The following is a 25,128-nucleotide window of genomic DNA, read 5'->3' on the forward strand; positions in this document are numbered from 1 at the left end:
GGCCGGTTTTCGAAACGGCACCAAGAAAAACAGGCGACCCGAAAGCCGCCTGCAGTCGGGGAGTTGCTTCGATGTCAGGCGGCGGCCTTGCGGCCGGAGAGCACCGCCTCCACCGTCTCGCCGAAGGCGGAGGGGTTGGGGATGATCGTGTGACCGGCCTCGCGGATGATCTCCACCTTCTCCTGCGCGCTCTCGCCGAAGGCCTGCACGATGGCGCCGGCATGGCCCATCTTCTTGCCCTTCGGCGCCGAAAGCCCCGCCACGTAGGCCATCAGCGGCTTCTTCATGTGCTCGCGCGCCCATTCGGCCGCCTCGGCCTCCTGCGGGCCGCCGATCTCTCCGATCATCACCACGGCGTCGGTATCCGGATCTTCCTCGAACAGCATCAGGATGTCCTTGAACGAGGAGCCGTTGATCGGATCGCCGCCGATCCCGACGGAGGTTGAGATGCCGATGCCGTGTGCCTGCATCTGGCTCGCCGCCTCGTAGCCCAGCGTGCCCGAGCGGCCCACGACGCCGACGCGCCCCTGCGTGTAGATCTGCCCCGGCATGATCCCCAGCATCGCCCGGCCCGGAGAGATCGTGCCGGCGCAGTTCGGCCCGGTCAGCCGCATCTTCAGGTCCGAGCGGTAGCGGCGCATGTAGCGCTTCACGCGCATCATGTCCTGCGCCGGGATGCCGTCGGTGATGCAGGTACAATACTTGATGCCGGCATCGGCGGCTTCCATGATCGCGTCCGCGGCGAAGGGCGGCGGCACGAAGATGATGGACGCCTCTGCCCCGGTTTCGCGCACCGCGCCCTTCACGGTGTTGAACACCGGCAGGTCCATGTGGGTGCCGCCGCCCTTGCCGGGGGTCACGCCGCCGACGACATTGGTGCCGTAGGCGAGCATTTCCTCCGCGTGGAAGGTGCCGATGCGGCCGGTGAAGCCCTGGACGATCACCGGCGTCGTCTCGTCGATCAGAATGGCCATGTGCTGTCCTCCCTTACTGCGCTGCGACGGTGCTTTCGGCGCCCTTCCTGGCCGCCACCGCCTTTTCCGCCGCGTCCTTGAGCGTGTCGGCGACGATCACCGACGGCGCCCGCTCCTTCAGGATGGCGCGGCCTTCCTCCACCTTCGTGCCGGACAGGCGCACCACCAGCGGCACGCCCACGCCGACCTCTTCGAGCGCCTTCACGACGCCCTCGGCGACCCAGTCGCAGCGGTTGATGCCGGCGAAGATGTTGACGAGGATCACTTCCACCTTGCGGTCCTGAAGCACCGCGCGGAAGGATTTCGCCACGCGCTCGGGGCTCGCGCCGCCGCCGATGTCGAGGAAGTTCGCCGGCTCTCCGCCAGCGATCTTGATCATGTCGAGCGTCGCCATCGCGAGGCCGGCGCCGTTGATGATGCAGCCGATATTGCCCTCGAGGCCCACGTACGACAGCCCGCGATCCGACGCGAAGGTCTCGCGCGGGTCCTCCTGGCTCTTGTCGCGCAGTTCCATGATCTCGGGGCGGCGGAAGACGGCGTTCTCGTCGAACGACATCTTGCAGTCGAGCGCGTAGATCTCGTCGTGCGAGACCACCAGCGGGTTGATCTCCAGCATCGCCGCGTCGTGGTCGCGGAAGACGCGGTAGCTGCCCATGATCGCCTGGCACGCCTTGCCGATCAGCGCCCCGTCGAGGCCGAGACCGAAGGCCAGTTCGCGCGCCTGGAAGGGCAGCATGCCGACACCCGGATCGACCACCTGGCGCACGATGCTGTCGGGCTCGTTCTCGGCGATCTCTTCGATCTCCATGCCGCCGGAGCCGGAGGCGACGATCATGATCCGCTCTTCCTTCCGGTCGAGCACGAAGCCGAGATAGATCTCCCGGTCGATCTGCACCGTCTCCTCGATATAGAGGCGCGAGACGAGCTTGCCGCGCTCCCCGGTCTGGTGGGTGACGAGCCGCGCGCCCAGAAGCTTGTCGGCGGCGTCCTCCACCTCCTTCTCCGACCGGCAGAGGATGATGCCGCCCGCCTTGCCGCGGGCGCCGGAATGGATCTGTGCCTTCACCACCCAGGCGGTGCCGCCGATCTCGGAGGCGCGGTAGGCGGCCTGTTCGGGCGAATAGGCCAGCGCGCCGCGCGGCAGGCGGATGCCCTGCTTGGCCAGAAGCTCCTTGGCCTGGTATTCGTGGATGTCCATGGTTTTCCTCCCTTTCCCGCCGCTCAGGCGGCACGGGCGCGCAGGGTGTCCTGCACGGCCAGCACGTTCATCGCCATCTTCTCGGACGCCGCGTCGATCATCTTGCCGTCGAGGCTGGCGGCGCCCTTGCCGGCCGACGCGGCCTCCTTCAGCGCGGCGATGATCTTCTGCGCGCGCTCGACCTCCGCGTCGGTGGGCGAATATTCCTCGTTCGCCAGTTCGATCTGGCTGGGATGGATCGCCCACTTGCCCTCGATCCCCAGCGCCGCGCCGCGCCGGCAGGCGTCGCGGAAGCCGTCCGGATCGCTGAAATCGCCGAACGGGCCGTCGATCGGGCGCAGGCCATAGGCGCGGCAGGCGGTGGTCATGCGGCTGAGGGCCGCGTGCCACTGGTCGCCCGGATAGTTCGGGTTGAGCCCGCCGATATTCACCGTGCGCGCCTTGTGGAACGCGGCGTAGTCCGCGACCCCGAAATGCATCGCCTCGAGCCGCGAGGGCGCGGCGGCGATGGCTTCGACGTTCGCCATGCCGAGCGGCGTTTCGATCAGCGCCTCGATGCCGACGCGGCGCTCGAAACCCATCGCCATCTCGATCTGGCTCAGCATCGCCTCGACCATGTAGACGTCCTGCGGCAGGCCGACCTTGGGGATCAGCACCACGTCGAGGAACTGGCCGGCCTGCTCCATCACGTCGACCACGTCGCGGTACATGTAGTGGGTGTCGAGCCCGTTGATCCGCACGCTGGTGAGCTTGTTCTTGCCCTTCCAGTCGATGTCGTTGAGCGCCTCTATCGCGTTCTTGCGGGCCTGCACCTTGTCGCCGGGCGCGACCGCGTCCTCGAGGTCGAGGAACACCATGTCGGCGGCGCTGTCCGCGGCCTTCTCGACCATGGTGGGGTTGGAGGCGGGCACAGCCAGCGTCGAGCGCTGAAGCCGGGACGCGCGCATGCCGTGAACAATGTGGGACATGAAGCTTACTCCGCTGCGATTTTCATCTGGGGGGCATCGGACGTGGCGAAGAGGCGGATCGCCGCGCCGACGCCGGACCCGGCCTCGATCTCGAAGCCGCACTCGATCATCGCCATTTCGGCGGCCGAAAGCGCGGTACAGACCATGCCTTCGTTCAGCCAGCCGAGATGGCCGATGCGGAACACCTTGCCTGCCACATTGGCGAGGCCGGAACCGAGCGAGGTATCGTACTTGGCATAGGCGGCGGCGATGACGTCGCGGGCGTCGCGATCATCCGGCACGACGATGGCGCTGACCGTGTCGGACCACAGCTCGGGCCGCGCCGCGCAGAGCGTGAGCCCCCAGGCCTCCACCGCCGCGCGCACGCCCGAGGCGAGCCGGCGGTGCCGCGCCCAGACGTTCTCCAGCCCCTCGTCCAGCAGCATGTCGCAGGACACGTCGAGGCCGCGCAGAAGCTGCGTCGCCGGCGTGTAGGGGAAGTATCCGGTGTCGTTCATCCGGATCTGGTCTTCGAAGGAGAAGTAGCAGCGCGGGAACTCCGCGGTCTTGTGCGCCTCCAGCGCCCACTTGCTGACCGACAGGATACCGAGACCGGCGGGCAGCATGAAACCCTTCTGCGAGCCCGACACCGCGCAATCGACGCCCCAGGCGTCCTGGTCGAACTCGATGGAGCCCACCGACGACACCCCGTCGACCATCAGCAGCGCCGGATGCCCGGCGGCGTCGAGCGCCTCGCGCACGCCCTTGATGTCCGAGGTCACGCCGGTGGCGGTCTCGTTATGGGTGGCAAAGACCGCCTTGTAATCGTGCGTCTTGTCGGCCTTCAGCCGCTCGGCGTACTGGTCCACCGGCACGCCCTCGCCCCACTCGCAATCGATCACGTCGACGTCGAGACCCATGCGCTGCGCCATGTCGACCCAGAGGTTCGAGAACTGGCCGAACCGGCTCATCAGCACCTTGTCGCCGGGCGACAGGGTGTTCTGGATCGCCGCCTCCCATGCGCCGGTGCCCGAGGAGGGGTAGATGAAGACGCGGCCCTCGCTGTTGCGGAACACCTTTTGCGCCTTCTCGAAGACCGGGCGGGTCAGGTCCGGGAAGTCGGGGGCGCGCATGTCCTCCATCGGCACGTTCATGGCGCGGCGCACCGCTTCGGGCAGGTTGGTGGGGCCGGGAATGTAGAGGTGGCTGAAGCCGGGCATGGCGGAATCTCCTTCGGGCCGCGGTCGATCTCTGGCCCTCAGCCTGCGCCGGCACGGCGCTTCGGCCCACACACCGCAGGATAGGAAATCACCGCCGGCGGGTAGGGCGCCGCTACCCGGCCGGCGCCGGCGCGCACCCCCTTGCCGGGTGCGGTGCGCACCCGCATTAAGGCAGCGCGACGCAACCACGGGTGAGCCGATGACCTTCCGCCAGCGCCTTTCCGCGATCCTCGACCGGCCGATCACGCGGCACGTCATCACCGGGGTGATCCTGTTCAACGCGGTGATCCTCGGGCTGGAGACCTCGGACGCGGCGATGGCGGCGGCGGGCGGTCTGATCGTGACGCTCGACCGGCTGTGCCTGGCGATCTTCGTGCTGGAGCTTGGCGCCAAGCTGATCGCGCAGGGCGGGCGGTTCTTCCGCGACGGCTGGAACCTCTTCGATTTCTTCGTGGTGGGGATCGCGCTGGTGCCGGCGACGCAGGGGCTGTCGGTCCTGCGGGCGATGCGGATCCTGCGGCTTCTGCGCCTCGTCTCGGTCGCGCCGACGCTGCGCCGGGTGGTCGAAGGGTTCGTGTCCGCGCTGCCGGGAATGGCGTCGGTCTTCCTGCTGATGGCGCTGATCTTCTATATCGGCGCGGTGATGGCCACGAAGCTCTTCGGGGACGCGTTCCCCGAGTGGTTCGGCACGATCCCGCATTCGGCCTACACGCTCTTCCAGATCATGACGCTGGAAAGCTGGTCGATGGGCATCGTGCGCCCGGTGATGGAGGTCTACCCCCACGCCTGGGCGTTCTTCGTGCCGTTCATCCTGGTGACCACCTTCGCGGTGGTGAACCTGATCGTCGGCCTGATCGTGAACTCCATGCAGGAGGCGCATGCCGAGGAATCGCAGGCCGCAACCACGGACTACCGCGACGAGGTGCTGCGCCGGCTCGACGCCATCGACCGGCGGCTCGCGGAGCGGGACGAGTAGCACTGCGGCCAAGCCGGGGTGGGCAGATTGCCCACCCTACGAGAGGCGGCGCCTAGCGGTCGCGTTCGCGCGAATAGACGGCGACGGCCATCGCGCGGTTCCGCACGCCGAGCTTCTCGTAGAGGTTCTTGAGGTGGTACTTCACCGTGTTCTCGGAGATGCCCGTCCGGTCGGCGATCTGCTGGTTGGTCCAGCCGCGCGACAGCACGTCGAGAAGCTCCCTCTCGCGCACGGTGAGCTGTGACAGGGGGGTGTCGTTGATCTCCGTCACGTCGATGAAAGGCACGCAGATGCGCCCGTTGGCCACCGCGTGCAGCGTGTCGAACAGCACCGACGGGTCGTCGAACTGGTAGCAATAGCCCTGCGCGCCGAGCCGCACCGCCTGCCGCACGGTGCCCAGATCGCGGGTGCTGGAGAAGACCGTCACCGGCTCTGTCCGGCCGGCCTCCCTCCAGCTGCGCAGGATGTCGATGGCGGGGATGTCTGCGGTCTTCCACGCCACCACGGCGAGGTCGAAGCCGCCCGCCTCCGCCGCCAGAAGCGCGCGTCCGCCGGGCGCCGAGGCGACAAGCTCGAACCTCGGATCGGTGCCGAAACACTGCCCCAGGGCCGAGACCACGAGGGGGTTGGGCTCGACCAGGAACACGCGCACCGGGGCGACCGCAATGGTGGCCGCGGGGCTCTCGATCGTGTTCACCGATACGGTCATGGTCCTCCTCCAGACGTGGTTCAGGATACCGTGCCGGCAGCCCGGCACGCCATCTCGACGATCCTCCCAGTCTGCGAGGCATCCTGCCAAAGTCACGGTATTCTTGCGTATTCTTTCGCTGCGGCGCAGCGAGGTTTCCGATAGCGACGCCTGCATCCGATCGGCTCCGGTCCGGGACCGATCCACCCGGATTAACCCAAAAAGCGCCATTGACGCTTAGGAAATATTATTTAACCGTGAGAATATTCGAGAGGGAGCGAGTTTGTCGCCCCTGCGGACGCGAAGGCGCAGAACACCGACATGCGGCCGGTCCGACAGCCGGCGCCGCGCACCATACAGACACGAGGGAGAATGACCATGGCACCCAAAAGCGACATCGAGATCGCGCGCGCTGCCTCCAAGCGGCCGATCCAGGAGATCGGCGAGAAGCTGGGAATCGGCAGCGACCACCTGCTGCCCTACGGCCACGACAAGGCGAAGGTGTCGCAGGACTTCATCAACGGGCTGGACGGGCGCCCGGACGGCAAGCTGATTCTGGTGACGGCGATCAACCCCACGCCCGCGGGCGAGGGCAAGACGACGACGACCGTCGGCCTCGGTGACGGGCTGAACGCGATCGGCAAGAACGCGGCGATCTGCATCCGCGAAGCCTCGCTCGGGCCGAATTTCGGGATGAAGGGCGGCGCCGCCGGCGGCGGCTACGCGCAGGTCGTGCCGATGGAGGACATGAACCTTCACTTCACCGGCGATTTCCATGCGATCACGTCGGCGCACAACCTCCTGTCGGCGATGATCGACAACCACATCTACTGGGGCAACGCGGAGCAGATCGACATCCGCCGCGTGGTCTGGCGGCGCGTTCTGGACATGAACGACCGGGCGCTGCGGCAGGTGGTGACCTCGCTCGGCGGGGTGGCCAACGGCTTCCCGCGCGAGGCCGGCTTCGACATCACCGTCGCCTCCGAGGTCATGGCGATCCTGTGCCTCGCGAAGGACCTGTCCGACCTGCAGGAGCGGCTCGGCGCGATGATCGTGGCCTACCGCCGGGACAAGACGCCGGTCTACGCCCGCGACATCAAGGCCGACGGCGCGATGACGGTGCTCCTGCGCGAGGCGATGCAGCCCAACCTGGTGCAGACGCTGGAGAACAACCCCGCCTTCGTGCATGGCGGGCCGTTCGCCAATATCGCGCACGGCTGCAACTCGGTCATCGCCACCCGGACCGCGCTGAAGCTGGCCGATTACGTGGTCACCGAAGCCGGCTTCGGCGCCGATCTAGGGGCCGAGAAGTTCATGAACATCAAGTGCCGCAAGGCGGGCCTGTCGCCCGATTGCGTCGTGGTCGTCGCGACGGTGCGGGCGATGAAGATGAACGGCGGCGTCGCCAAGGCCGACCTCGGGGCGGAGAACGTCGAGGCGGTCAAGGCAGGCTGCGCCAATCTCGGCCGTCACATCGAGAACGTGAAAGGCTTCGGCGTCCCGGTGGTGGTCGGTATCAATCACTTCGCTGGCGACAGCGATGCCGAGGTCGCGGCGGTCAAGGACTACGTCTCCGGCCAGGGCGCCGAGGCGATCCTGTGCAAGCACTGGGCCGAAGGCTCGGCCGGCATGAAAGAGATGGCGACCCGCGTGGCCGAGATCGCCGATGGCGGCGAATCCGACTTCAGCACGCTCTACCCCGACGACATGCCGCTTCTGGAGAAGATCGAGACGGTGGCGAAGAAGATCTACCGCGCCGGCAGCGTCACCGTGGACAACAAGGTGCGCAGCCAGCTCAGGGAGTGGGAGGAGCAGGGCCACGGCAACCTGCCGGTCTGCATGGCCAAGACGCAGTATTCGTTCTCCACCGACCCGACGCGGCGCGGCGCGCCTGAGGGGTTCGACCTGCCGGTGCGCGAAGTGCGCCTGTCGGCGGGCGCGGGCTTCGTGGTCGCCATCTGCGGCGAGATCATGACCATGCCGGGCCTGCCCAAGGTGCCGTCGGCCGAAAACATCCGGCTCAACGACGCGGGGGAGATCGAGGGCCTGTTCTGACGGGCGCGCCGCGGACGGGGCATCGAGCCCCGCCCGCGGCGGTCGGCACCCCCCGAAGGGGGTCGCCTCCTGCCTCCGGCGGGAGTATTTGCAACGAGAAGAAGGTGAAGGGGACAGGCGCGATGGCAGCGACGATACTGGACGGCAAGGCCTTTGCGGCCAAGGTGCGCGAGCGGGTGGCGGGGCATGTCGCCCGGCTGCGGCAGGATCACGGGATCACCCCCGGCCTCGCCGTGGTGCTGGTGGGCGAGGACCCGGCGAGCCAGGTCTATGTCCGGTCCAAGGGCAAGCAGACGGGCGAGGCGGGGATGAACTCCTACGAGCACCGGCTGGACGCGGATACCTCCGAGGCGGACCTGCTGGCGCTGATCGCGCAGCTGAATGCCGATCCGGAGGTGCACGGGATCCTCGTGCAGCTGCCGCTGCCGGATCACCTCGACAGCGATCTGGTGATCAACTCCATCGACCCGGCTAAGGATGTCGACGGCTTCCACATCTCGAATGTCGGGCTGCTGGGCACCGGGCAGAAATCCATGGTTCCCTGCACGCCGCTCGGCTGCCTGATGCTGCTGCGCGATCACCACGGGTCGCTGTCGGGCATGAACGCGGTGGTGCTGGGGCGGTCGAACATCGTCGGCAAGCCAATGGCGCAATTGCTGCTGGGCGACAGCTGCACGGTGACCATCGCGCATTCGCGCACCAAGGACCTGCCGGAGGTGTGCCGCCGCGCCGACATCCTCGTCGCCGCCGTTGGCCGGCCGGAGATGGTGCCGGGCGACTGGGTCAAGCCCGGCGCGACGGTGATCGACGTGGGCATCAACCGGATCGATGCGGGCGAGGGCAAGACCCGGCTCGTGGGCGATTGCGACTTCGCCAGTTGTTCGGAGGTCGCCGGTGCGATCACCCCGGTGCCGGGCGGGGTCGGCCCGATGACCATCGCCTGCCTTCTGGCCAACACCACGACGGCCTGCTGCCGGGCGAACGGGCTGGAGGAGCCGGCGGACCTCACGGTCTGAGCGGGGATGGCGGCAGCGGCTCGGGCAATGGACCTCGTTTCGGGCCGGGCGTCTTGTCGCAATGCGGCGCGGGACTGCCCGCGTGCCGAGGCGTCAAGAGGAGACGGCGGCGCCATGCCGCTGCCATTCATAGGCCTGCCGGAGCGCCCGAATGCCCGTGACACCGATCCTGCGCATGTTCGATATCGCCGCGACGCGCGACTTCTACCTCGGCTTTCTCGGCTTCGAGCAGCGGTTCGAGCACCGCTTCGCCCCCGACCTGCCGCTCTACATGGGCGTCATTCGCGGCGGCGCCGAGCTGCACCTGTCGCAGCACCACGGCGATTGCTGCCCCGGCGCGCGCGTGCGGATCGCCGAGCCGGACCTCCTGGCGTTCCAGCGCCGCCTGGCCGCGTCCGGTTACGGCTTCGGGCGCCCCGGCGTGCCGGTGCGCCAGCCCTGGGGCGACATGGAGATGACCGTGACCGATCCCGCCGGCAACCGGCTCACCTTCTGGCAGGCGGTGGGCTGAGGCGCCTCAGCCGACCTGCCGGCCCTGGCTCCAGACGCCGTGGACGACGGGCGTGCCGTCCACATGCGCCACGCGCACCACGTCGGCGCGCAACCCTTCGGCGATGCGGCCCCGATCGGTCAGGCCCGTCGCTGCCGCCGGCGCGGCCGTGACCGTGCGGATCGCCCGCGGCAGGTCGTCCCAGACCGTGCCGAGCCGGAACGCCCCCAGCATCAGCGAGGACGGGATGTAGTCCGACGACAGGATGTTCAGCCGGTCCGCCTTGGCCAGCCGCTCCGCTGCGACGTTGCCGGAATGCGATCCGCCACGGATGAGGTTGGGCGCCCCCATCATTACCGCGATGTCGCTGGCGTGGCAGGCCTCGGCCGCCTCTTCGGTGGTGGGAAATTCGGCCAGGCGCACGCCGTGACCGCGGCTCACCTCCACCTGATCCGCGGTGGTGTCGTCGTGGCTCGCCAGCACCGCGCCGAGTCGCCCGGCCGCTTCGACTGCACCCGCTTCGTGCGCCGCGCCGACCTTCTCCTGCAGCGCCTTGAGCTGCGCGACATGCCGCTGGAAGCCGGCCTCGTCGACGCCGTGCTTACCCATCACGTAGGCCCGCAGCTTGGAGATGTCGCGAAACTGCCGCTGGCCCGGCGTGTGGTCCATGATCGACAGGATGCCGACCCGGTCCTCGGGCCCGAATTCGCCGAGTTCTTCAAGCAGCGTCTCCGAGCAGACCTCTGCGCGCAGGTGCAGGAAATGGCTGATCCGCAGCGCGCCCTTGGCCCGCAGGCCGAACATCTCGCGCGACAGCGCGCGGGCGTACTTGCCGTATTCCGTCTCCGCCTCCTGCACGATGGAGCCGACGCGCATGGCGTCGAAGACCGTGGTGATCCCGGCGCTGGCGAGCTCCCCGTCATGGGCGAGGATGGCTGTCATGTGTGGCCAGGCGACGCCCGGGCGCGGCTCGATATGCCGCTCGAGGTTGTCGGTGTGCAGCTCGATCAGGCCGGGGATCAGGTGATCGCCGCCGCAATTGACGGCACCGGGCGCGGTGCTGGCGCCCTTCGCGATCTCCGCGATCCGGCCGTCCTTCAGGACCAGCGTGCCGGTCACGACCTCGTCCTCGCGCACGATCCGCGCGTTCGTCAGAATGGTCTCGTTCATCTTGCCCTCGCTTGCCGCGCCTGCTTCAAGGTCGTGACATCCGGATGTGACATTTGCGCGTTAGGCCAGAGCCCGTGACCGACTACAAGCGCTACGCTCTCTACCATGCCCCGGAAACCGGGGCGTTCGCCGACACGCTGTCGCGCTGGCTCGGCTGGGATTCCGCGGCCGCGGCGCCGCGCGATCACCCCGACGTGCCCGGCCTGCCACGGCCCGTGGCGGAAATCACCGCACGGCCGCGCAAGTACGGGGTTCACGCCACGCTGAAACCCCCGTTTCGCCTGGCGGAAGGATCGACGCCCGAGGCGCTCGCCGCCGAGGTGGAGGCTCTGGCGGCGGAGCGCGCCCCGGTGAGGCTGCCGGGTCTGCGGCTGGCGCGGATCGGCCCCTTCCTCGCCCTCGTGCCGGACGGGGAGACGGCCGCGCTCGACGCTCTGGCAGGGGCCTGCGTGCGCGACCTCGACCGCCACCGGGCCCTTCTCACGGACGAAGAGCTGGCCCGCCGCCGCGCCGGACGGCTCAGCGACCGGCAGGAGGCGCTGCTGGCAGAGTTCGGCTACCCTTACGTGATGGAGGAATTCCGCTTCCACATCACCCTGACGGGTCCGCTGCCGCCCGAGGAGCTTGCCGCGACCGAGGCCGCGCTCGGCGCCTGGTTCGCGCCGCTCCTGCCGGCGCCCTACCGGATCGCATCGCTCTGCCTTTTCGGCGAGGCGCCGGACGGCATGTTCCATCTGGTACACCGCTACGCCCTCACCGGCTGAAGCGCGGCGAGCATCGCCTCCACGGCGGGGCCCAGCGCGCCGCCGTTGTCGATCTCGGTCACCGGTAGCCCCTCGGGCAGAGGCGGCACGGCCCGGTCCACGCGCGCGGCGATCTCATCGGCGCTCTCGCGCCCGCGTTCGGAAAGCCGCGCCGCAAGCACCTCGCGCGGCGCGGTCACGAGGATCACCCGCAGGTCCGCGAACGCCTCCGCCGCCGCGCCGAGCATGGCGCGCGAGCCGTTGAACACCACGTCGCGGCCTTCGGCCTGCGCCTCCCGCGCCGCCTCGGGGATGGCGTAGCTGAGGCCGTGCGCCTGCCAGGTCAGCGCGAAGTCTCCGGCCGCGTCCCGCCGGGCGAACTCCGTCGCGCTCACGCCTTCGAAATCCTCACCGCCCGCCTCCGCGCCGCGCGTGATGACCCGGCGCACGAGGTAGAGATCCGGCCGCCGCGCCAGCGCCGCCTGCAAAAGCGTGTCCTTGCCCGCGCCCGAGGGGCCGACGACGGCAAAGGCCCGTCCGCTCATGCCGCCTGCCCCGGCGTGAAGGCGGTCACGTCGACCTCCCGGTCGGCCACCGCCGCGCGCGCCTCGAGATCGTGGAAGATCCCGACGATCGCCGCGCCGCGCGCCTTCGCCTCGCCGATCAGATCGAGCACGATCCCCCGGTTCACGGCATCGAGGCTCGCCGTCGGCTCGTCCAGCAGGAGCGCGGGGTAGTCGTGCGCAAAGCCCCGCGCGATGTTCACGCGCTGCTGCTCCCCGCCCGAGAAGGTCGTCGGCGACAGGCCCCAGAGCGCCTCCGGTACGTTCAGCCGCGACAGGAGCGCCGCCGCCCGCTCCCCCGCAGCCTCGCGCGCCATCCCGAGCGCGAGGCACGGCTCGGCCACCACGTCGAGCGTCGGCACCCGCGGCACCACGCGCAGGAACTGGCTGACATAGCCCAAAGTCTCGCGCCGCAGCCGGATGATCTCGCGCGGCGCGGCCCCCGCCAGGTCGACGCCGCCCACGACGATGGACCCCGACGCCGCCCGGTAATTGCCGTAGATCATCCGCATCAGCGTCGACTTGCCCGCACCCGACGCACCGGTCAACGCCACGCATTCACCCGGCGCCACCGACAGCGCCGCGCCATCCATCACCCGGATCACCGCCCCGCCCTGATTGTGAAGCGTGAACGTCTTCGCCACGTCCCTCAATTCGATCATCTCGCCACTACTCCCGCGCCCCTGCTTCTTTGGGCTTCAAAATACTCCGGGGGTGTGGGGGCAGCGCCCCCACGACGCCTTCACACCTGCAACACGCTCGACACCAGAAGCTGCGTGTACCCGTGCTGCGGATCGTCGAGCACCTGGTCGGTCAGCCCCGCCTCCACGACGCGCCCGCCCTGCATCACCATCAGCCGGTCCGCCAGCAGTCGCACCACCGCGAGGTCGTGCGTGACCACGATCGCCGACAGCCCCATCTCGCGCACCAGCCCGCGCAGCAGGTCCAGAAGCCGCGCCTGCACGCTGACGTCGAGCCCCCCGGTTGGCTCGTCCATGAATACCAGCCGCGGCCCGGTGACGAGGTTGCGCGCGATCTGCAGCCGCTGCTGCATCCCGCCCGAGAAATCCCGCGGCCGGTCGTCGATCCGGTCCGCCGCGATCTCGACCCGGCCCAGCCAGTCGAGCGCCTGGGTGCGGATCTCGCCGTAATGCCGGGCGCCCACGGCCATCAGCCGCTCGCCCACGTTGCCGCCGGCGCTCACGCCCATACGCAGCCCGTCGCGCGGCGTCTGGTGCACGAAGGCCCAGTCGGTCCGCCCCAGCATCCGCCGCTCGGGCTCTGACATCGTCACCGTGTCGACCGGGCCGCGATCGCGGGTGTCGAAGATCACCTCGCCCCTGTCGGGCGCAAGGTCACCGGCAAGGCAACTCAACAGCGTCGACTTGCCCGACCCGCTCTCGCCGACGATGCCCATGACCTCGCCCGGCCAGAGGTCGAAGGACACGTCGGTGCAGCCGATCCGCGCTCCGTAGCGCTTTTCCAGGCCGCGCACGTCCAGAAGCGGGGTCATCGCGCCTCCTCCCCGGCTGCCTGCCGGGTGCCGCAGTAATCGGTGTCCGAACACACGTACATCCGCGTGCCCGCATCGTCGGTGATCACCTCGTCGAGATAGCTGTCCTCAGCTCCGCATAGGGCGCAGGCCTGGTCCGCCTTCGAGGCCTCGAACGGGTGATCCTCGAAATCGAGGCTGACCACCCGCGTATGCGGCGGGATCGCGTAGATCCGCTGCTCGCGGCCAGCGCCGAACAGCTGCAGCGCCGCCATCTCCATCTTCGGGTTGTCGAATTTCGGGATCGGCGAGGGATCCATGACGTAACGCCCCTCCACCTTCACCGGGTAGGCGTAGGAGGTGGCGATATGCCCGTGCCGCGCGATGTCCTCGTAGAGCTTGACGTGCATCAGCCCGTATTCCTCCAGCGCGTGCATCTTGCGCGTCTCGGTCTCGCGGGGCTCGAGAAACCTCATCGGTTCGGGGATCGGCACCTGGTAGACGAGGATCTGGTCTTCTCTGAGCGGCGTCTCCGGGATCCGGTGGCGGGTCTGGATGACCGTCGCCTCCGCCGTCCGCTCGGTCACGGCCACATCGGCGGTCCGCTGGAAGAAGCGGCGGATCGACACCGCGTTGGTGGTGTCGTCGGCGCCCTGGTCGATGACCTTCAGCGTATCGTCGGGCCGAAGGCAGGCGGCGGTGAGCTGCACGCCCCCGGTGCCCCAGCCGTAAGGCATCGGCATCTCCCGGCTGGCAAAGGGCACCTGGTAGCCCGGAATCGCCACCGCCTTGAGGAGCGCGCGGCGGATCATCCGCTTGGTCTCCTCGTCGAGATAGGCAAAGTTGTAGGCCTCGGCCTGCCCGTCCATCATCGCGCTCGATCCTTCCGTTGTCCCGGCCGGGCCAGCGACGACGCCGGCCACGGCGGAGGAGCTGCCCCCGCTCATTCCGCCGCCTCCGCATGGGCGTCCGCTGCACCCGCCTCGCGCCGCAGCTTGCGCACGAGCTCCAGCTCAGACTGGAAATCGACGTAATGCGGCAGCTTGATATGCTCGAGGAACCCGGTCGCCTGGATGTTGTCGGCATGGCTCAGCACGAACTCGGCGTCCTGCGCCGGCGCGCCGACATTCTCCTCGCCCAGCTCCTCCCAGCGCAGCGCACGATCGCACAGCGCCATGGAGATCGCCTTGCGCTCGGTCTGCCCGAACACCAGCCCGTAGCCGCGGGTGAACTGCGCCGGTTCGGTCTTCGAGCCGGCGAACTGGTTCACGCTTTCGCATTCGGTCAGCACCACCTCGCCGATCTCGATGGCAAAGCCGAGCTCGGGCACCTCCATCTCGACCGGCACCGCGCCGATGCGCAGCTCGCCCACGAAGGGGTGGTTGCGCCCGTAGCCGCGCTGCGTCGAATAGGCCATGCCAAGCACGAAACCCTCGTCGCCGCGGGTCAGCGCCTGCAGCCGCAGCGCCCGGTCCGCCGGGTAGGCCATCGGCGCGCGGGTCATGTCGGGCGGCTCCGCGTCGCTATCCGCCTCCGCCTCGATCAGCCCGTCGCGGCCGAGATACTCGGTGATCCTCGGCTTCGGCACCATGTCGGCCTCGTCCGTCTCGGCCTCCGGCACCTCGGCGCCGGCCTCCAGCAGGAAGTCGAGCAGCCGGTGGGTATAGTCGAAGGTCGGCCCCAGCACCTGCCCGCCCGGCGCGTCCTTGAAAGTCGCGCTGATCCGCCGGTCGCAGCGCATCGCGCCGGTGTCGACGGGCCGCGAGGCGCCGATGCGCGGCAGCGTCGTGCGATAGGCCCGGATCAGGAATATCGCCTCGATCAGGTCGCCCCGCGCCTGCTTGATCGCCAGCGCCGCGAGGTCCGGATCGTAGAGCGAGCCCTCCGCCATCACCCGGTTCACCGCCAGCGCCATCTGCTCGCGGATCTGCGCCACGCTCAGCTCCGCCACGTCCCGGTCGCCGCGCCGTTCCTCGGCGAGCCAGCCATGGGCGTTGTCGATGGCGCGCTCGCCGCCTTTCACCGCCACGTACATCAGCCTGCCTCCACGCGCGTGGTGCGCGGCAGGGCCGCCAGACGGTCCCCCGCGCAGAAGAAAAAATCGAGCCCGAGCGGGAAGCGCGCGGCATTGGCGCGGAACGCCTCCGTCTCGGGCAGGGAAAGCCGCGCCTCGGTGGCGATGCCCGGCCCGGTGAGCCGCGAGCCCCGCGCCTCCAGCGCGCCGCATTCGACGATCAGCGTGGCGGAGCGGTCGGGATATTCGGATTCGCCCTGCGGATAGGCGCCAAGCGGTCCGAGCGCCTGCCATGTGCCAAGCGCGAACTGCGCCGCGCCCGGCGCGACCAGAGGCGCCCCGAGGTGGAAGGCCACCCAGGCGCGGATGTCGGCGGTGTCGTGGTCCCCCGCGAGGTGCAGCGGCGTGCCGGCATCGCAGAGCGTCAGCAGCAGCGTCGCGGCCGCGGGTGACAGCGGCGCCGGCCCGGACCCGCCGGAGGCGCGGTGGATCGTGCCGGGCCGGGCGAGCGCGTCGAGCGAGGCGCGGAACGCCTCGGCCGCGGCGCGGGCCGGATCGGCGAAGCCGCCGGACAGGGCATCCTGCGTCATCAATCCTCTCCCCGCGCCATGGTGAAGAAATCGACCCGCGTCGCCGCCGCCTTCGCCGCACGGTCCCGATGCGCGGCCGTTTCCGCAGCATCGAGCGGATCCAGCACGGCCGAACGCAGCTCCGCCGCGCGCTCGCCCTGCATCAGCGCGTCGACCAGCGCCGCGGTCCTGGCATGCGCCCGGTCGCGGCCCTGCACGTAAGCATGACCCACGGTACCGTCGGTCAGGCGCAGCGCGCAGCGCGTGACGGTCATCTCGCCGAGGTTGAAGGGGGCGCCTGTGCCGCCCATTTGGCCGCGAACCATCACCCCGCCGGTCTGCGGCACGCGCAGCCATTCGGCCTCCGGCAGCGGCGGATCGAGCGCCTCCACCCGCGCCGCCAGCGCTTCGGGCGCGGCACGGGCCAGAAGCCCCATCCAGCCCCGGCGCGATTCTGTCGCCTCTGCTTCGCTGTCCTGTGCCATCGTCATCTCGACATCTTGTCCACTTGTCGCGATTACTATACAACTAGACAACTAATTACGCCGAAGCCGCCCGGCGCACAAGACCACGCGTCGTGAAGTTTTGATGACGCCCTCAGCCGGAGACATCCGCATGCCCCGAAACCCGGTCTGGAAAGCCATCGCGAAGACGCTCGAGACCGAGATCGCGGAGAGGCTCTATCCCCCCGGCGCGCGCTTGCCGACCGAAGCCGCGCTGTCGGATCGCTTCGGCGTCAACCGCCACACCGTGCGCCGCGCGCTCTCGGATCTGTCGGAGCGCGGCCTCGTGCGGTCGCGTCGCGGCGCCGGGGTCTTCGTCGATATCGTGCCCACGGACTACGCGCTCGGCCGCCGCGTGCGCTTTCACCAGAACCTGCGCGCCGCGGGGCACCTGCCGGAAAAGCGCGTGCTGCGGATCGAGACCCGGCCGGCGCGGCGGGCCGAGGCCGAGGCGCTGGACCTCGACCGGGAGTCGGAGGTCGTGGTCTACGAGGGCCTGTCGCTGTCGGACGGAATCGCCATCGCCCATTTCGAGAGCGTCTTCCCCGCCGCGCGCCTGCCCGGTCTCGCCGCGGCCCTCGCCGAGACGGCGTCCGTCACCGAGGCGCTGGCCCGCGCCGGCGTGGCCGACTACGTGCGCGCCGAGACCCGGATCAGCGCCGAGCGGGCGAGCGCGACTCAGGCGCTGCATCTGGGGCTCCGAGACGGCGAGCCGGTCCTGTGCACGATCAGCCGCAACGAGACGCCCGAAGGCATGCCGGTGGAGCGCGGCACGACATGGTTCGCGGGCGACCGTGTGGCGCTGGTGCATGCGGGGTGAGATGTGCGCGCGCTTGGTGCGCGAGGGAGCGAGGGGCCAGCCCCTCGCGCTCCCCGGGATATTTGTGGGCAGATGAAAGCCGGGGGCGCGCTCCTGACTGGCGTGGGACGCGAGGGTGACAGGTGACGTTATTCGTAGCGCTCGAGGAAGGCTTCGGCGGAGAGGGCGCGGAAATCGGGGAGGCGGGCGCGCAGGGTGGCATGGTCCCAGTCCCACCAGGCGAGCGCGCGCATCCGGTCCGCGACCGGTTCGGGCAGGCGTCGGCGCATCGGGCGGGCGGGTATGCCTGCGGCGATTTCGTAGGGGGCGATGTCGCGGGTTACGACCGCGCCGGCGGCGACCACGGCGCCGTCGCCCACCGTGACCTCGGGGCGGACGATGGCGTTGTGGCCGATCCACGTGTCGTGGCCGATGGTCGCGATCCGGGCGCGGCGGCGCGCGAAGAAATCCGGATCGGCCTCCGCATCGTCCCAGTAATCGCCGGAGCGATAGAGGAAATGGTGCAGCGAGGCGCGCTCCATCGGGTGATCGGTCGGGCCGATGCGGGCGAAGCTGGCGATGTTGGCGAACTTGCCGATATGCGCGTTGGCGATGTCGGCGTAGCGGTCGCAATAGGAATAATCGCCGATCCGCGCATGCGCGATGCGGCTGCCGCGTCCGATCTCGCAATAGCGGCCGAAGGTGGTTTCGGTGATCTCGCACTCGGGGTGCAGATACGGCGCGTCCGGAGAAAGGCGGGGCATCTACTCGCCCCGGATGAGCTTGTTTCGCAGCCAGGACGACGCGCTGTCCATGAACATCACCATCAGGATGATGAGCACGATGTAATAGGTCACCTCTTCCCAGTCCTTCTGGGTGATGATCGCCTGCGTCAGCAGAAGCCCGATGCCGCCGCCGGTGATCGCGCCGATGATCGTGGCCGAGCGGGTGTTCGATTCCAGCATGTAGAGCGCCTGGCTGAGGAAGACCGGGATCACCTGCGGGATCACGCCGAAGCGGTAGCGCTGGAGTTTCTTCGCGCCGGTCGACTGCACGCCCTCGATCTGCTTGCTGTCGACGTTCTCCAGCGTCTCGGAGAAGAGCTTGCCGAAAGTGCCGGTGTCGGTGAGCAGGATCGCCAGCGCGCCGGTCAGCGGGCCGGGCCCGAAGGCGCGGCTGAGCACGATGGTCCAGATCAGGCCGTCGACCCCGCGCACGAAGTCGAAGATCCGCCGCACGCCGAAGCGTGCCGCCCAGAGGCGCGAGAAATTCCTGGCCGCGACGAAGGCCAGCGGCAGCGCGATGAGCGCCGCGCCGGCGGTGCCGAGGAAGGCCATGAGGATCGTCTCGAAGATCGCCCAGGCGACGTCCTTGTGGCGCCACATGGCGTTGTTCCAGAAGTCCGACACCGCGCCGGCGATGTTGGTGCGCTCGGAGTCGATGCGCTCTCCGAAGGCGATGCTCCAGAAAGAGTGGCCGTGATACGGGCTGTCCAGGGTGAAGAAGAACAGCTCCCACCCGGTGAAGTAGCGGAACACCTCGGTCCGGTTGTTGGTGAGCGACACGCGCCCCGCCTCGGTGGTGATGTTCAGACGCGACGAGGATAGGGAGACGTGATCGGGCAGGGCCTCTCCGATGTCGGTGACGACCTCGCGATCCTCGATCCGGGCCTCGATATCGGCGCGCGGATCGCCCTCGGGGAAGTCGTAGACAAGCGCGTTGCCGGGCAGGAAGCGCACCTCGTGCCCGCGCGGCAGCGTCACCACGGTCTCTTCGCCCAGGGCGACCCATTCGGGCGCGGTGCCTTCGGGGTAGTCGCCCTTGCGCTCCCCCTCGATCGACACCGAGACGTCGCCGGAGCGGTTGTCGCGCGTCACGTGGGTCTTGTAGCTGTAGGCGTCGCGGATCAGCGTGCGGCCGTTCTCGAGGTCCGCGCGCTGCGCGAGGCCGGGGATGTCGAAGGCGAAGAAGATGTAGACGAGGTATGCGAGCACCACGCCCGGCACGAGAAAGGCCATCAGCCGCTTGCGGGACAGAAGCGCCTCGGCGGCGGCGTAGCGGGCGTGGCTTGCAGTGCCTTGCATCACGTCGCTCACAGCACGGCCCTCCCGTGGGTCAGTCGGTTCCTCACCGCGCTCGACAGCTGGTCGAAGACGACGATGGTCAGGAACAGCAGGATGAAGATCGCCGCGGCCTCGTCGAACTTGCCCTGCCCCCAGGACATCGTGTTCTTCAGCTCGTAGCCGATGCCGCCGGCCCCGACGAAGCCGAGGATGGCGGAGGCGCGCACGTTGATCTCGAACCGCAGAAGCGCGTAGCTCAGCCAGTTGGGTGCGACCTGCGGCACGACGCCGAGCCACATACGCTGCATCCAGCTGGCGCCGACGGAGGACAGGCCCTCCACCGGCTTGAGGTCGGCGTTCTCGTTGACCTCGGAGAAGAGCTTGCCGAGCGCGCCGATGGTGTGGAAGGCGATGGCGATCATCGCCGGCACCGGCCCGCCGCCGAGCACGAAGATGAGGATGAGCGCGATCACGATCTCGGGGATCGCGCGGCAGAGGTCCATGAAGCGGCGGAAGACAGGAATGGGGCGCGGAAACCGCGCAAGGCCCCGCGTCGACAGGAGCGACACAAAAATCGCGAGGACGCCCCCCGCGAGCGTCGAGACCGCGGCGATGTTCACCGTCTCCAGAAGGGCCGGGAAATAGGTGACGAGGTGGGCCGGCAGCTCCGCCACCTTGGGCGCGGCGTCGGCCACGACGTCGGCCGGGAAGTCGAGCACCTGCGGCATTCCCTGAAGAAAGCCGCCGGCGTTGCGGTCATTCGCCAGAAGGAAGCCCGAGGCCAGAAGCAGCACGAAGATCGCCAGCACGATGCCGGAATAGAGCCGCTTTCGGCGCAGCATCTCGAAGTAGTGGGCGCGGAAATCGCTGTCGACGTAGGCCATTGTGCCCCCGGAAAATGATGGGCCCCGCCGCGTCTGCGGCAGGGCCCGGATGGTGCGTCGCGCTCAGTTCGACTGCGACTTGCGCGCTTCGATGATCGACAGGTACGCGTCGTGATCGATCGGATCGAAGCCGAGGGTTTCGCCGGCGGCGATGTTGTAGGCGCAGTCCTGGTCGCGATCGTAAATGCCGTCGACGAGTTCGGTCATCGTGGCCTTGACCTCGTCGGGCAGCGCCTTGCGCAGCACGACCGGACCTTCCGGGATCGGCTTGGAGCGCCAGATCTCCACCATGTCGTTCATGTCGACGAGGCCGGCGTCCACGGCCTTGCGCAGCGCGCCCGAGTTGTAGCCGTCGGCCCAGTCGCCCTGGCCGTCGGCCCAGGTCACGCCGGCGTCGATGTCGCCGTTGTTCACCGCGACGATGGTCTGCTCGTGACCGCCGGTAAAGACGACGTCCTGGAAGTAGTCGCCCGGCTCCATGGTGATCGCATCACCTTCCTGCGGGATCTCGATCGAAGGGATCAGGTAGCCCGAAGTGGAGTTGGGATCGCCGAAGCCGAAGACCTTGCCTTCCATGTCCTCGAGCGAGGCAATGTCGGCATCCTTCCGGGCGAAGCCGATGGAGTGGTAGCCGTAGGAGCCGTCGAGATTGATCTTCACCAACACCGGCTCCACGGCCTCGGGGTCCGACAGGTAGGTCGCGGCGTAGGCCGACGCGCCGAGCCAGGCCATGTCGATGGTGCCGCCGAGAAGGCCCTGGATCACGCCGTTGTAGTCGGCCGGCGCGAAGAGCTTGACGTCGACCCCGAGCGCTTCCTCGGTGTAGTCGGCAAGGCACTGGTAGGAGTTCAGGCGATCCTGCGCGTTCTCGCCGCCGAGGATGCCGATGTTGAAGCCGTCGATCTCCTGCGCGAAGGCGGGCGCGGTCAGCGCGGTGGTCGCGAGCGCGGCTGCGATCAGTTTCTTCATGGTACTCTCCGTTGGTTGCCGGCCCTGTCCCGGGTACCGGTGTGGTGGAAACGGGTCTCAGACAGTCGCTTCGGCGTCGCGCAGGGCGGCCTCCGCGTAGGGCTCGCGTTCGCGGATCTCGGTCGAGGTCGCCTCCTCGGAGAAATCCGCGCCGGCGCCGTAGATGTCGCGCGCCGCGCCGGTGGTCAGCAGTTCCGGCGCGCCATCGAAGACGATGCGGCCCTTGCGCATGCCGATCACCCGGTCGCAGTAGCGCCGCGCGGTATCGAGCGTGTGGAGGTTGGCGATCACCATGCGGCCGTCCTCCTCGTGGATGCGGCGCAGCGCCTCCATCACCGTCTGCGCGTTCATCGGGTCGAGCGAGGCGATGGGCTCGTCCGCGAGGATCATCTTCGGCTCCTGCATCAGCGCGCGGGCGATGGCGACGCGCTGTTGCTGGCCGCCCGACAGCGCCTCGGCGCGCTTGGCGGCGTGCTCGGCGATGCCGAGCCTCGCGAGGATGTCGATGGCGCGGTGGATGTCCTCGCGCGGGAAGAGGTTGAATATCGTCGCGAGCGTCGAGCGGCGGCCGAGCGTGCCGTGCAGCACGTTCGACACCACGTCGAGCCGTGGCACGAGGTTGAACTGCTGGAAGATCATCGCGCAGTCGGACTGCCAGTCGCGCCGCGCCTTGCCGCGCAGCGTGAGCACATCGCGGCCCTCGAACGCGACGCGCCCCTCGGTCGCGTCGGTCAGCCGGTTGATCATCCGCAGCATGGTCGATTTGCCGGCCCCGGACGCACCGATGATGCCGATCATCCGCGGTTCGTCGACGGTGAAGCTGGCGGCGTCCACGGCGGTATTGGTGCCGAAGCGCTTTGTCAGGCCTTCGATTGCGAGCATGCGTCCCCCTGAATGCTGGGGGGCGTATGAGGGTCGCGGGCAACCTGTTCGTGACGGTTCCGTAAAAGTTCTGTAACGATGACCGGCCGCGCGGCGCGGGTTGCTGGAAGAGGGAGCGAGGGCCGCCCCCTCGCGCTCCCCGGAGTTTATCCGGCCAGATGAAGAAGCGGGCCGGGGCATAAGGAGCGCGTTCTGGTCAGGCGGGCGCCAGAGTTTCCACGCAAAGGACCGTCGGCAGATGACGGGCGATCTCGGACCAGTTCTCGCCCTCGTCCGTCGAGGCGAAGACCGAGCCGCTGTTGGTGCCGAAATAGACCCCGGCCGGGGTGCCGCGATCTGTCGCCATCGCCTGCCGCAGCACGGTGAAGAAGCAGTCGCGCGCAGGCAGACCGTCCGTCATCGCCTGCCAGCTCTCGCCTCCGTCGCGCGAGCGCCAGACCGCCGCCGCGGAGCCCGGCGGATAGCGGCCGGCGCTGTCGCCGTTGAGCGGCAGAACCCAGAGCGTCTGCGGATCGTGCGGATGCACCGCAACGGGAAACCCGAAGGTAGAGGGCAGGCCCGCGGTGATGTCGTCCCAGCTGCGCCCGCCGTCGCGCGAGCGGAAGACACCGTGATGGTTCTGCTGGTAGATCAGGTCGCCCACGCCCGGTGCGCGGACCATGTTGTGCACGCAGAACCCGATCTGCTGCCCGTCGCCGCCCGCCGGATGGGCCGGCGCGGCCACGGCGTTCGACCGGCGGTTGCGGCGCTCCCAGCTTTCCGCACCGTCCTCGGAGGCGAAGACGCCGGCGGCGGAGATGCCCAGCCATATGCGCTCTGGCGCGTCCGGCGCGGACAGGATCGTGTGCAGGGTGAGGCCTGCTGCGCCCGGGTTCCAGCTTTCGCGCTCACGATGCTGCGCGAGACTCTCGACGAGTTCCCAGCTTTCGCCGTTGTCGGCACTGCGGAAGAGCTGCGCCGGCTTGCCCCCGGCATAGACGAGGTCGCCGACACGGGAGAGCGACCAGATCGCCTCCACCACGCCGGTATGCGGCCCGGGCGGCGAGCTCATGAACCCCAGAGCCTGCGCGGTGTTTGGGTCCTCGCGCATCCAGGCGTCCATGCTGCCGTCGGAAAGCTTGGAGAGCGTCCAGCTGTCGCCGCCGTCGGCCGACCGCCAGACTCCGGCGCCCGACCATTCGCCGCCGCCGCCGGCCCAGAGCACGCCGCTTCGCGGATCCCCGATCACGTGGTTGATCGCCCAGCCGTCGCAGAACGGGCCGCGCAGGCGCCAGTCCTGCCGGTCCGCGGTTCCGACGATCAGGAATGCCCCCTTGGTCGTTCCCACCAGTACCGTCACGTCGGTCATCGCACCCGACCCCGCACCGCTTCGCCCGGAGGCAGAGTAACACGAATCCGGCCCGCGACGTGGCGATCCGTTCCGACCCGGCGCCAACCCGCCCAGGGTCCGGCCTGACCCGACAGGACCTTCCGATGCCAGATCGCGCCCCGGGCCTGCATCTTTTGCTGGACCTCACCGGCCCGCGGCCTCGCGCAGCCACCGAGCGGCTCTGCGCGCGCTGAGACGACCACCCTCTCGACGCGGGAGGCAATTCGCGCCATCACCGCGGCATGACCACGCATTTCATCGAACGGCTCGGCCATCGCGGCGACGGCATCGCGCCGGGGCCGCTCTACGTACCCGGCACGCTCCCCGGAGAGGAGGTTTCCGGCGCGCTGGAGGGCGACACGATCCCGGCGCCGAAGATCGTCACGCCGTCGGCGGACCGGGTCGCGCCGCCCTGCAAGCATGCGCGGGCGTGTGGCGGCTGCCAGCTTCAGCACGCCTCGGACGGCTTCGTCGCCGCGTGGAAACTGGACGTGGTGCGCGCCGCGCTTGCCGCGCACGGGCTCACCGCGCCGATGCGCCCCGTGGCCACCTCGCCAGCGCAGACCCGGCGGCGCGCCACGCTCTCGGCGCGGCGCACCAAGACGGGCGCGCTGGCGGGGTTTCACCGCAAGCGGTCGGATGAGATCGTCGCCATCCCCGAATGCCGGGTGCTGCATCCCGACATCGCCGGGGCCCTGCCCCTGGCCGAGGCGGTGGCGCGACTGGGCGCCAGCCGCAAGGGCGAGATCGCGGTGCAGATCACCCGGAGTGCCGACGGGCTCGACGTCGCGGTCACCGGCGGCAAGCCGGCCGATGCCGCGCTGCGCAGCGCGCTGGCCGACATCGCCCGCGATCACGATCTCGCACGCCTGAGCTGGGACGCGGACGAGACGCTGGAGCGGCGCGCGCCGGCGGTGAAACTCGGCACCGCGCGGGTGGTGCCGCCGCCCGGCGCCTTCCTGCAGGCGACCCCCGAAGGCGAGGCGGCGCTTCAGGACGCGGTGGCCGAAGCGACGGACGGCGCGCGTCACATCGTCGACCTGTTCGCCGGCTGCGGCACCTTCACGCTGCCGCTGGCGAGCCGGGCGTCGGTGCACGCGGTCGAAGCCGGGCGCGACATGCTCGCCGCGCTTGACCGGGGCTGGCGCCACGCCCACGGGCTGCGGCAGGTCACGACCGAGGCGCGCGACCTGTTCCGCAATCCCCTGCCCGCGGTCGATCTGGCCCGCTTCGACGCCGCGGTGATCGACCCGCCGCGCGCCGGCGCCGAGGCGCAGATCGCCGAGCTGGCAGAGGCCGGACCGGCGCGAATCGCCCATGTGTCCTGCAACCCGGTCACCTTCGCCCGCGACTGCGCCACGCTGGCGCGCGCGGGCTACGGCATCAACTGGCTGCAGGTGGTCGACCAGTTCCGCTGGTCGGCGCATGTGGAGATCGTGGCGCAGCTGTCGCGAACGTGACCCGGCCCGCTCACCGCTGCGTGATCGGGGTTACGTTCCGGCTAGGCTCGCGTGCCGATCTGCAGTACCTTCGCCGCAAAAATA

General features: G+C 69.3%; 26 protein-coding genes. 7 read left to right on the forward strand and 19 right to left on the reverse strand.

Going from position 1 to position 25,128, the window contains the following annotated elements:
- Positions 1-74: 74 nt before the first annotated feature.
- From sucD to F3H57_RS14370, 4 genes are read right to left on the reverse strand one after another with little or no spacing between them, the layout of a single operon-like run.
- On the reverse strand, positions 75-974 hold the full coding sequence (sucD, locus tag F3H57_RS14355) for a succinate--CoA ligase subunit alpha (RefSeq protein ID WP_149756614.1): 900 nt from the start codon (positions 972-974) through the stop codon (positions 75-77).
- 13 nt (positions 975-987) lie between these two features.
- Positions 988-2,172 carry a malate--CoA ligase subunit beta gene (locus tag F3H57_RS14360; RefSeq protein ID WP_149756615.1) on the reverse strand — a complete coding sequence of 395 codons (1,185 nt, stop codon included), beginning with the start codon at positions 2,170-2,172 and terminating at the stop codon, positions 988-990.
- Between the two features lie 23 nt (positions 2,173-2,195).
- Entirely contained in the window at positions 2,196-3,140 is a 945-nt protein-coding gene (locus tag F3H57_RS14365; protein WP_149756616.1) for an HpcH/HpaI aldolase/citrate lyase family protein, read from the reverse strand.
- 5 nt (positions 3,141-3,145) lie between these two features.
- Entirely contained in the window at positions 3,146-4,339 is a 1,194-nt protein-coding gene (locus F3H57_RS14370) for a pyridoxal-phosphate-dependent aminotransferase family protein (RefSeq protein ID WP_149756617.1), read from the reverse strand.
- 199 nt (positions 4,340-4,538) lie between these two features.
- Between F3H57_RS14370 and F3H57_RS14375 the strand changes: the two genes are divergently transcribed.
- Positions 4,539-5,315: an ion transporter gene (locus F3H57_RS14375; protein ID WP_149756618.1), complete on the forward strand. Its 777-nt coding sequence runs from the start codon at positions 4,539-4,541 to the stop codon at positions 5,313-5,315.
- A 52-nt stretch (positions 5,316-5,367) separates the two neighbouring features.
- On the opposite strand, the gene F3H57_RS14380 is transcribed toward F3H57_RS14375, so the two are convergent.
- Positions 5,368-6,024 carry a LuxR C-terminal-related transcriptional regulator gene (locus tag F3H57_RS14380; protein ID WP_188129696.1) on the reverse strand — a complete coding sequence of 219 codons (657 nt, stop codon included), beginning with the start codon at positions 6,022-6,024 and terminating at the stop codon, positions 5,368-5,370.
- Positions 6,025-6,381: 357 nt separating this feature from the next.
- Between F3H57_RS14380 and F3H57_RS14385 the strand changes: the two genes are divergently transcribed.
- The 3 genes from F3H57_RS14385 to F3H57_RS14395 all read left to right on the forward strand — a co-directional run bounded on the left by F3H57_RS14385 (position 6,382) and on the right by F3H57_RS14395 (position 9,585).
- A complete protein-coding gene (locus F3H57_RS14385) occupies positions 6,382-8,058 on the forward strand; it encodes a formate--tetrahydrofolate ligase (protein WP_149756619.1) in 1,677 nt (558 codons plus the stop codon).
- Between the two features lie 122 nt (positions 8,059-8,180).
- A complete protein-coding gene (folD, locus tag F3H57_RS14390; RefSeq protein WP_149756620.1) occupies positions 8,181-9,074 on the forward strand; it encodes a bifunctional methylenetetrahydrofolate dehydrogenase/methenyltetrahydrofolate cyclohydrolase FolD in 894 nt (297 codons plus the stop codon).
- Between the two features lie 151 nt (positions 9,075-9,225).
- A complete protein-coding gene (locus F3H57_RS14395; protein ID WP_149756621.1) occupies positions 9,226-9,585 on the forward strand; it encodes a glyoxalase superfamily protein in 360 nt (119 codons plus the stop codon).
- Between the two features lie 6 nt (positions 9,586-9,591).
- Here F3H57_RS14395 and F3H57_RS14400 read toward each other — a convergent pair whose 3' ends face one another.
- Positions 9,592-10,734 (reverse strand): alpha-D-ribose 1-methylphosphonate 5-triphosphate diphosphatase, encoded by a 1,143-nt coding sequence (locus F3H57_RS14400; RefSeq protein WP_149756622.1) that lies wholly within the window; start codon positions 10,732-10,734, stop codon positions 9,592-9,594.
- A 74-nt stretch (positions 10,735-10,808) separates the two neighbouring features.
- Between F3H57_RS14400 and F3H57_RS14405 the strand changes: the two genes are divergently transcribed.
- The gene (locus F3H57_RS14405; RefSeq protein WP_149756623.1) at positions 10,809-11,498 is read left to right on the forward strand and encodes a DUF1045 domain-containing protein; all 690 of its coding nucleotides are present in this window, start codon (positions 10,809-10,811) and stop codon (positions 11,496-11,498) included.
- Here the strand turns inward: F3H57_RS14405 and phnN are convergent.
- The 7 genes from phnN to phnG all read right to left on the reverse strand — a co-directional run bounded on the left by phnN (position 11,480) and on the right by phnG (position 16,606).
- Entirely contained in the window at positions 11,480-12,022 is a 543-nt protein-coding gene (gene phnN, locus F3H57_RS14410; protein ID WP_149756624.1) for a phosphonate metabolism protein/1,5-bisphosphokinase (PRPP-forming) PhnN, read from the reverse strand. The genes F3H57_RS14405 and phnN overlap by 19 nt on opposite strands.
- Positions 12,019-12,702, reverse strand: coding sequence for a phosphonate C-P lyase system protein PhnL (phnL, locus tag F3H57_RS14415; protein ID WP_149756625.1), 684 nt, complete (start codon positions 12,700-12,702; stop codon positions 12,019-12,021). The genes phnN and phnL overlap by 4 nt, the downstream gene beginning before the upstream one ends.
- An 80-nt stretch (positions 12,703-12,782) precedes the next feature.
- The gene (gene phnK / locus F3H57_RS14420) at positions 12,783-13,553 is read right to left on the reverse strand and encodes a phosphonate C-P lyase system protein PhnK (RefSeq protein ID WP_149756626.1); all 771 of its coding nucleotides are present in this window, start codon (positions 13,551-13,553) and stop codon (positions 12,783-12,785) included.
- Entirely contained in the window at positions 13,550-14,401 is an 852-nt protein-coding gene (locus tag F3H57_RS14425; RefSeq protein ID WP_149756791.1) for an alpha-D-ribose 1-methylphosphonate 5-phosphate C-P-lyase PhnJ, read from the reverse strand. The genes phnK and F3H57_RS14425 overlap by 4 nt, the downstream gene beginning before the upstream one ends.
- 74 nt (positions 14,402-14,475) lie before the next feature.
- On the reverse strand, positions 14,476-15,567 hold the full coding sequence (locus F3H57_RS14430; protein ID WP_149756627.1) for a carbon-phosphorus lyase complex subunit PhnI: 1,092 nt from the start codon (positions 15,565-15,567) through the stop codon (positions 14,476-14,478).
- On the reverse strand, positions 15,567-16,136 hold the full coding sequence (phnH, locus tag F3H57_RS14435; RefSeq protein WP_149756628.1) for a phosphonate C-P lyase system protein PhnH: 570 nt from the start codon (positions 16,134-16,136) through the stop codon (positions 15,567-15,569). The genes F3H57_RS14430 and phnH overlap by 1 nt, the downstream gene beginning before the upstream one ends.
- Complete coding sequence (phnG, locus tag F3H57_RS14440; RefSeq protein ID WP_394349837.1) at positions 16,136-16,606, reverse strand: phosphonate C-P lyase system protein PhnG; 471 nt, start codon at positions 16,604-16,606, stop codon at positions 16,136-16,138. The genes phnH and phnG overlap by 1 nt, the downstream gene beginning before the upstream one ends.
- 124 nt (positions 16,607-16,730) lie before the next feature.
- Between phnG and phnF the strand changes: the two genes are divergently transcribed.
- Entirely contained in the window at positions 16,731-17,438 is a 708-nt protein-coding gene (gene phnF / locus F3H57_RS14445; RefSeq protein WP_149756629.1) for a phosphonate metabolism transcriptional regulator PhnF, read from the forward strand.
- A 128-nt stretch (positions 17,439-17,566) separates the two neighbouring features.
- Here phnF and F3H57_RS14450 read toward each other — a convergent pair whose 3' ends face one another.
- The 6 genes from F3H57_RS14450 to F3H57_RS14475 all read right to left on the reverse strand — a co-directional run bounded on the left by F3H57_RS14450 (position 17,567) and on the right by F3H57_RS14475 (position 23,563).
- Positions 17,567-18,181, reverse strand: coding sequence for a DapH/DapD/GlmU-related protein (locus F3H57_RS14450; protein ID WP_149756630.1), 615 nt, complete (start codon positions 18,179-18,181; stop codon positions 17,567-17,569).
- On the reverse strand, positions 18,182-19,501 hold the full coding sequence (gene phnE / locus F3H57_RS14455; protein WP_149756793.1) for a phosphonate ABC transporter, permease protein PhnE: 1,320 nt from the start codon (positions 19,499-19,501) through the stop codon (positions 18,182-18,184).
- A gap of 8 nt (positions 19,502-19,509) precedes the next feature.
- Positions 19,510-20,364 (reverse strand): phosphonate ABC transporter, permease protein PhnE, encoded by an 855-nt coding sequence (gene phnE, locus F3H57_RS14460; protein ID WP_149756631.1) that lies wholly within the window; start codon positions 20,362-20,364, stop codon positions 19,510-19,512.
- A 63-nt stretch (positions 20,365-20,427) separates the two neighbouring features.
- Positions 20,428-21,333, reverse strand: coding sequence for a phosphonate ABC transporter substrate-binding protein (gene phnD, locus F3H57_RS14465; protein ID WP_149756632.1), 906 nt, complete (start codon positions 21,331-21,333; stop codon positions 20,428-20,430).
- Positions 21,334-21,390: 57 nt separating this feature from the next.
- A complete protein-coding gene (phnC, locus tag F3H57_RS14470; RefSeq protein WP_149756633.1) occupies positions 21,391-22,215 on the reverse strand; it encodes a phosphonate ABC transporter ATP-binding protein in 825 nt (274 codons plus the stop codon).
- Between the two features lie 196 nt (positions 22,216-22,411).
- Positions 22,412-23,563, reverse strand: coding sequence for a WD40/YVTN/BNR-like repeat-containing protein (locus F3H57_RS14475; protein WP_149756634.1), 1,152 nt, complete (start codon positions 23,561-23,563; stop codon positions 22,412-22,414).
- A 263-nt stretch (positions 23,564-23,826) separates the two neighbouring features.
- On the opposite strand from F3H57_RS14475, the gene F3H57_RS14480 reads away from it, so the two are divergent.
- A complete protein-coding gene (locus F3H57_RS14480) occupies positions 23,827-25,044 on the forward strand; it encodes a class I SAM-dependent RNA methyltransferase (RefSeq protein WP_149756635.1) in 1,218 nt (405 codons plus the stop codon).
- Positions 25,045-25,128 lie beyond the last annotated feature (84 nt).

Source organism: Roseivivax sediminis, from assembly GCF_900112685.1.
GTDB lineage: Bacteria > Pseudomonadota > Alphaproteobacteria > Rhodobacterales > Rhodobacteraceae > Roseivivax > Roseivivax sediminis.

Excerpts from the sequence above, each read along its gene's own strand:
- phnD (WP_149756632.1), bottom strand. The coding sequence starts at position 21,333 with ATGAAGAAACTGATCGCAGCCGCGCTCGCGACCACCGCGCTGACCGCG.
- F3H57_RS14370 (WP_149756617.1), bottom strand. The coding sequence starts at position 4,339 with ATGCCCGGCTTCAGCCACCTCTACATTCCCGGCCCCACCAACCTGCCC.
- F3H57_RS14425 (WP_149756791.1), bottom strand. The coding sequence starts at position 14,401 with ATGGACGGGCAGGCCGAGGCCTACAACTTTGCCTATCTCGACGAGGAG.
- F3H57_RS14400 (WP_149756622.1), bottom strand. The coding sequence starts at position 10,734 with ATGAACGAGACCATTCTGACGAACGCGCGGATCGTGCGCGAGGACGAG.
- F3H57_RS14480 (WP_149756635.1), top strand. The coding sequence starts at position 23,827 with ATGACCACGCATTTCATCGAACGGCTCGGCCATCGCGGCGACGGCATC.
- phnG (WP_394349837.1), bottom strand. The coding sequence starts at position 16,606 with ATGACGATGGCACAGGACAGCGAAGCAGAGGCGACAGAATCGCGCCGG.
- phnK (WP_149756626.1), bottom strand. The coding sequence starts at position 13,553 with ATGACCCCGCTTCTGGACGTGCGCGGCCTGGAAAAGCGCTACGGAGCG.
- phnL (WP_149756625.1), bottom strand. The coding sequence starts at position 12,702 with ATGATCGAATTGAGGGACGTGGCGAAGACGTTCACGCTTCACAATCAG.
- F3H57_RS14450 (WP_149756630.1), bottom strand. The coding sequence starts at position 18,181 with ATGCCCCGCCTTTCTCCGGACGCGCCGTATCTGCACCCCGAGTGCGAG.
- phnE (WP_149756793.1), bottom strand. The coding sequence starts at position 19,501 with ATGCAAGGCACTGCAAGCCACGCCCGCTACGCCGCCGCCGAGGCGCTT.
- phnF (WP_149756629.1), top strand. The coding sequence starts at position 16,731 with ATGCCCCGAAACCCGGTCTGGAAAGCCATCGCGAAGACGCTCGAGACC.
- folD (WP_149756620.1), top strand. The coding sequence starts at position 8,181 with ATGGCAGCGACGATACTGGACGGCAAGGCCTTTGCGGCCAAGGTGCGC.
- F3H57_RS14380 (WP_188129696.1), bottom strand. The coding sequence starts at position 6,024 with ATGACCGTATCGGTGAACACGATCGAGAGCCCCGCGGCCACCATTGCG.
- sucD (WP_149756614.1), bottom strand. The coding sequence starts at position 974 with ATGGCCATTCTGATCGACGAGACGACGCCGGTGATCGTCCAGGGCTTC.
- F3H57_RS14375 (WP_149756618.1), top strand. The coding sequence starts at position 4,539 with ATGACCTTCCGCCAGCGCCTTTCCGCGATCCTCGACCGGCCGATCACG.
- F3H57_RS14385 (WP_149756619.1), top strand. The coding sequence starts at position 6,382 with ATGGCACCCAAAAGCGACATCGAGATCGCGCGCGCTGCCTCCAAGCGG.
- F3H57_RS14430 (WP_149756627.1), bottom strand. The coding sequence starts at position 15,567 with ATGTACGTGGCGGTGAAAGGCGGCGAGCGCGCCATCGACAACGCCCAT.
- phnN (WP_149756624.1), bottom strand. The coding sequence starts at position 12,022 with ATGAGCGGACGGGCCTTTGCCGTCGTCGGCCCCTCGGGCGCGGGCAAG.
- phnC (WP_149756633.1), bottom strand. The coding sequence starts at position 22,215 with ATGCTCGCAATCGAAGGCCTGACAAAGCGCTTCGGCACCAATACCGCC.
- phnE (WP_149756631.1), bottom strand. The coding sequence starts at position 20,364 with ATGGCCTACGTCGACAGCGATTTCCGCGCCCACTACTTCGAGATGCTG.
- F3H57_RS14475 (WP_149756634.1), bottom strand. The coding sequence starts at position 23,563 with ATGACCGACGTGACGGTACTGGTGGGAACGACCAAGGGGGCATTCCTG.
- phnH (WP_149756628.1), bottom strand. The coding sequence starts at position 16,136 with ATGACGCAGGATGCCCTGTCCGGCGGCTTCGCCGATCCGGCCCGCGCC.
- F3H57_RS14360 (WP_149756615.1), bottom strand. The coding sequence starts at position 2,172 with ATGGACATCCACGAATACCAGGCCAAGGAGCTTCTGGCCAAGCAGGGC.
- F3H57_RS14395 (WP_149756621.1), top strand. The coding sequence starts at position 9,226 with ATGCCCGTGACACCGATCCTGCGCATGTTCGATATCGCCGCGACGCGC.
- F3H57_RS14365 (WP_149756616.1), bottom strand. The coding sequence starts at position 3,140 with ATGTCCCACATTGTTCACGGCATGCGCGCGTCCCGGCTTCAGCGCTCG.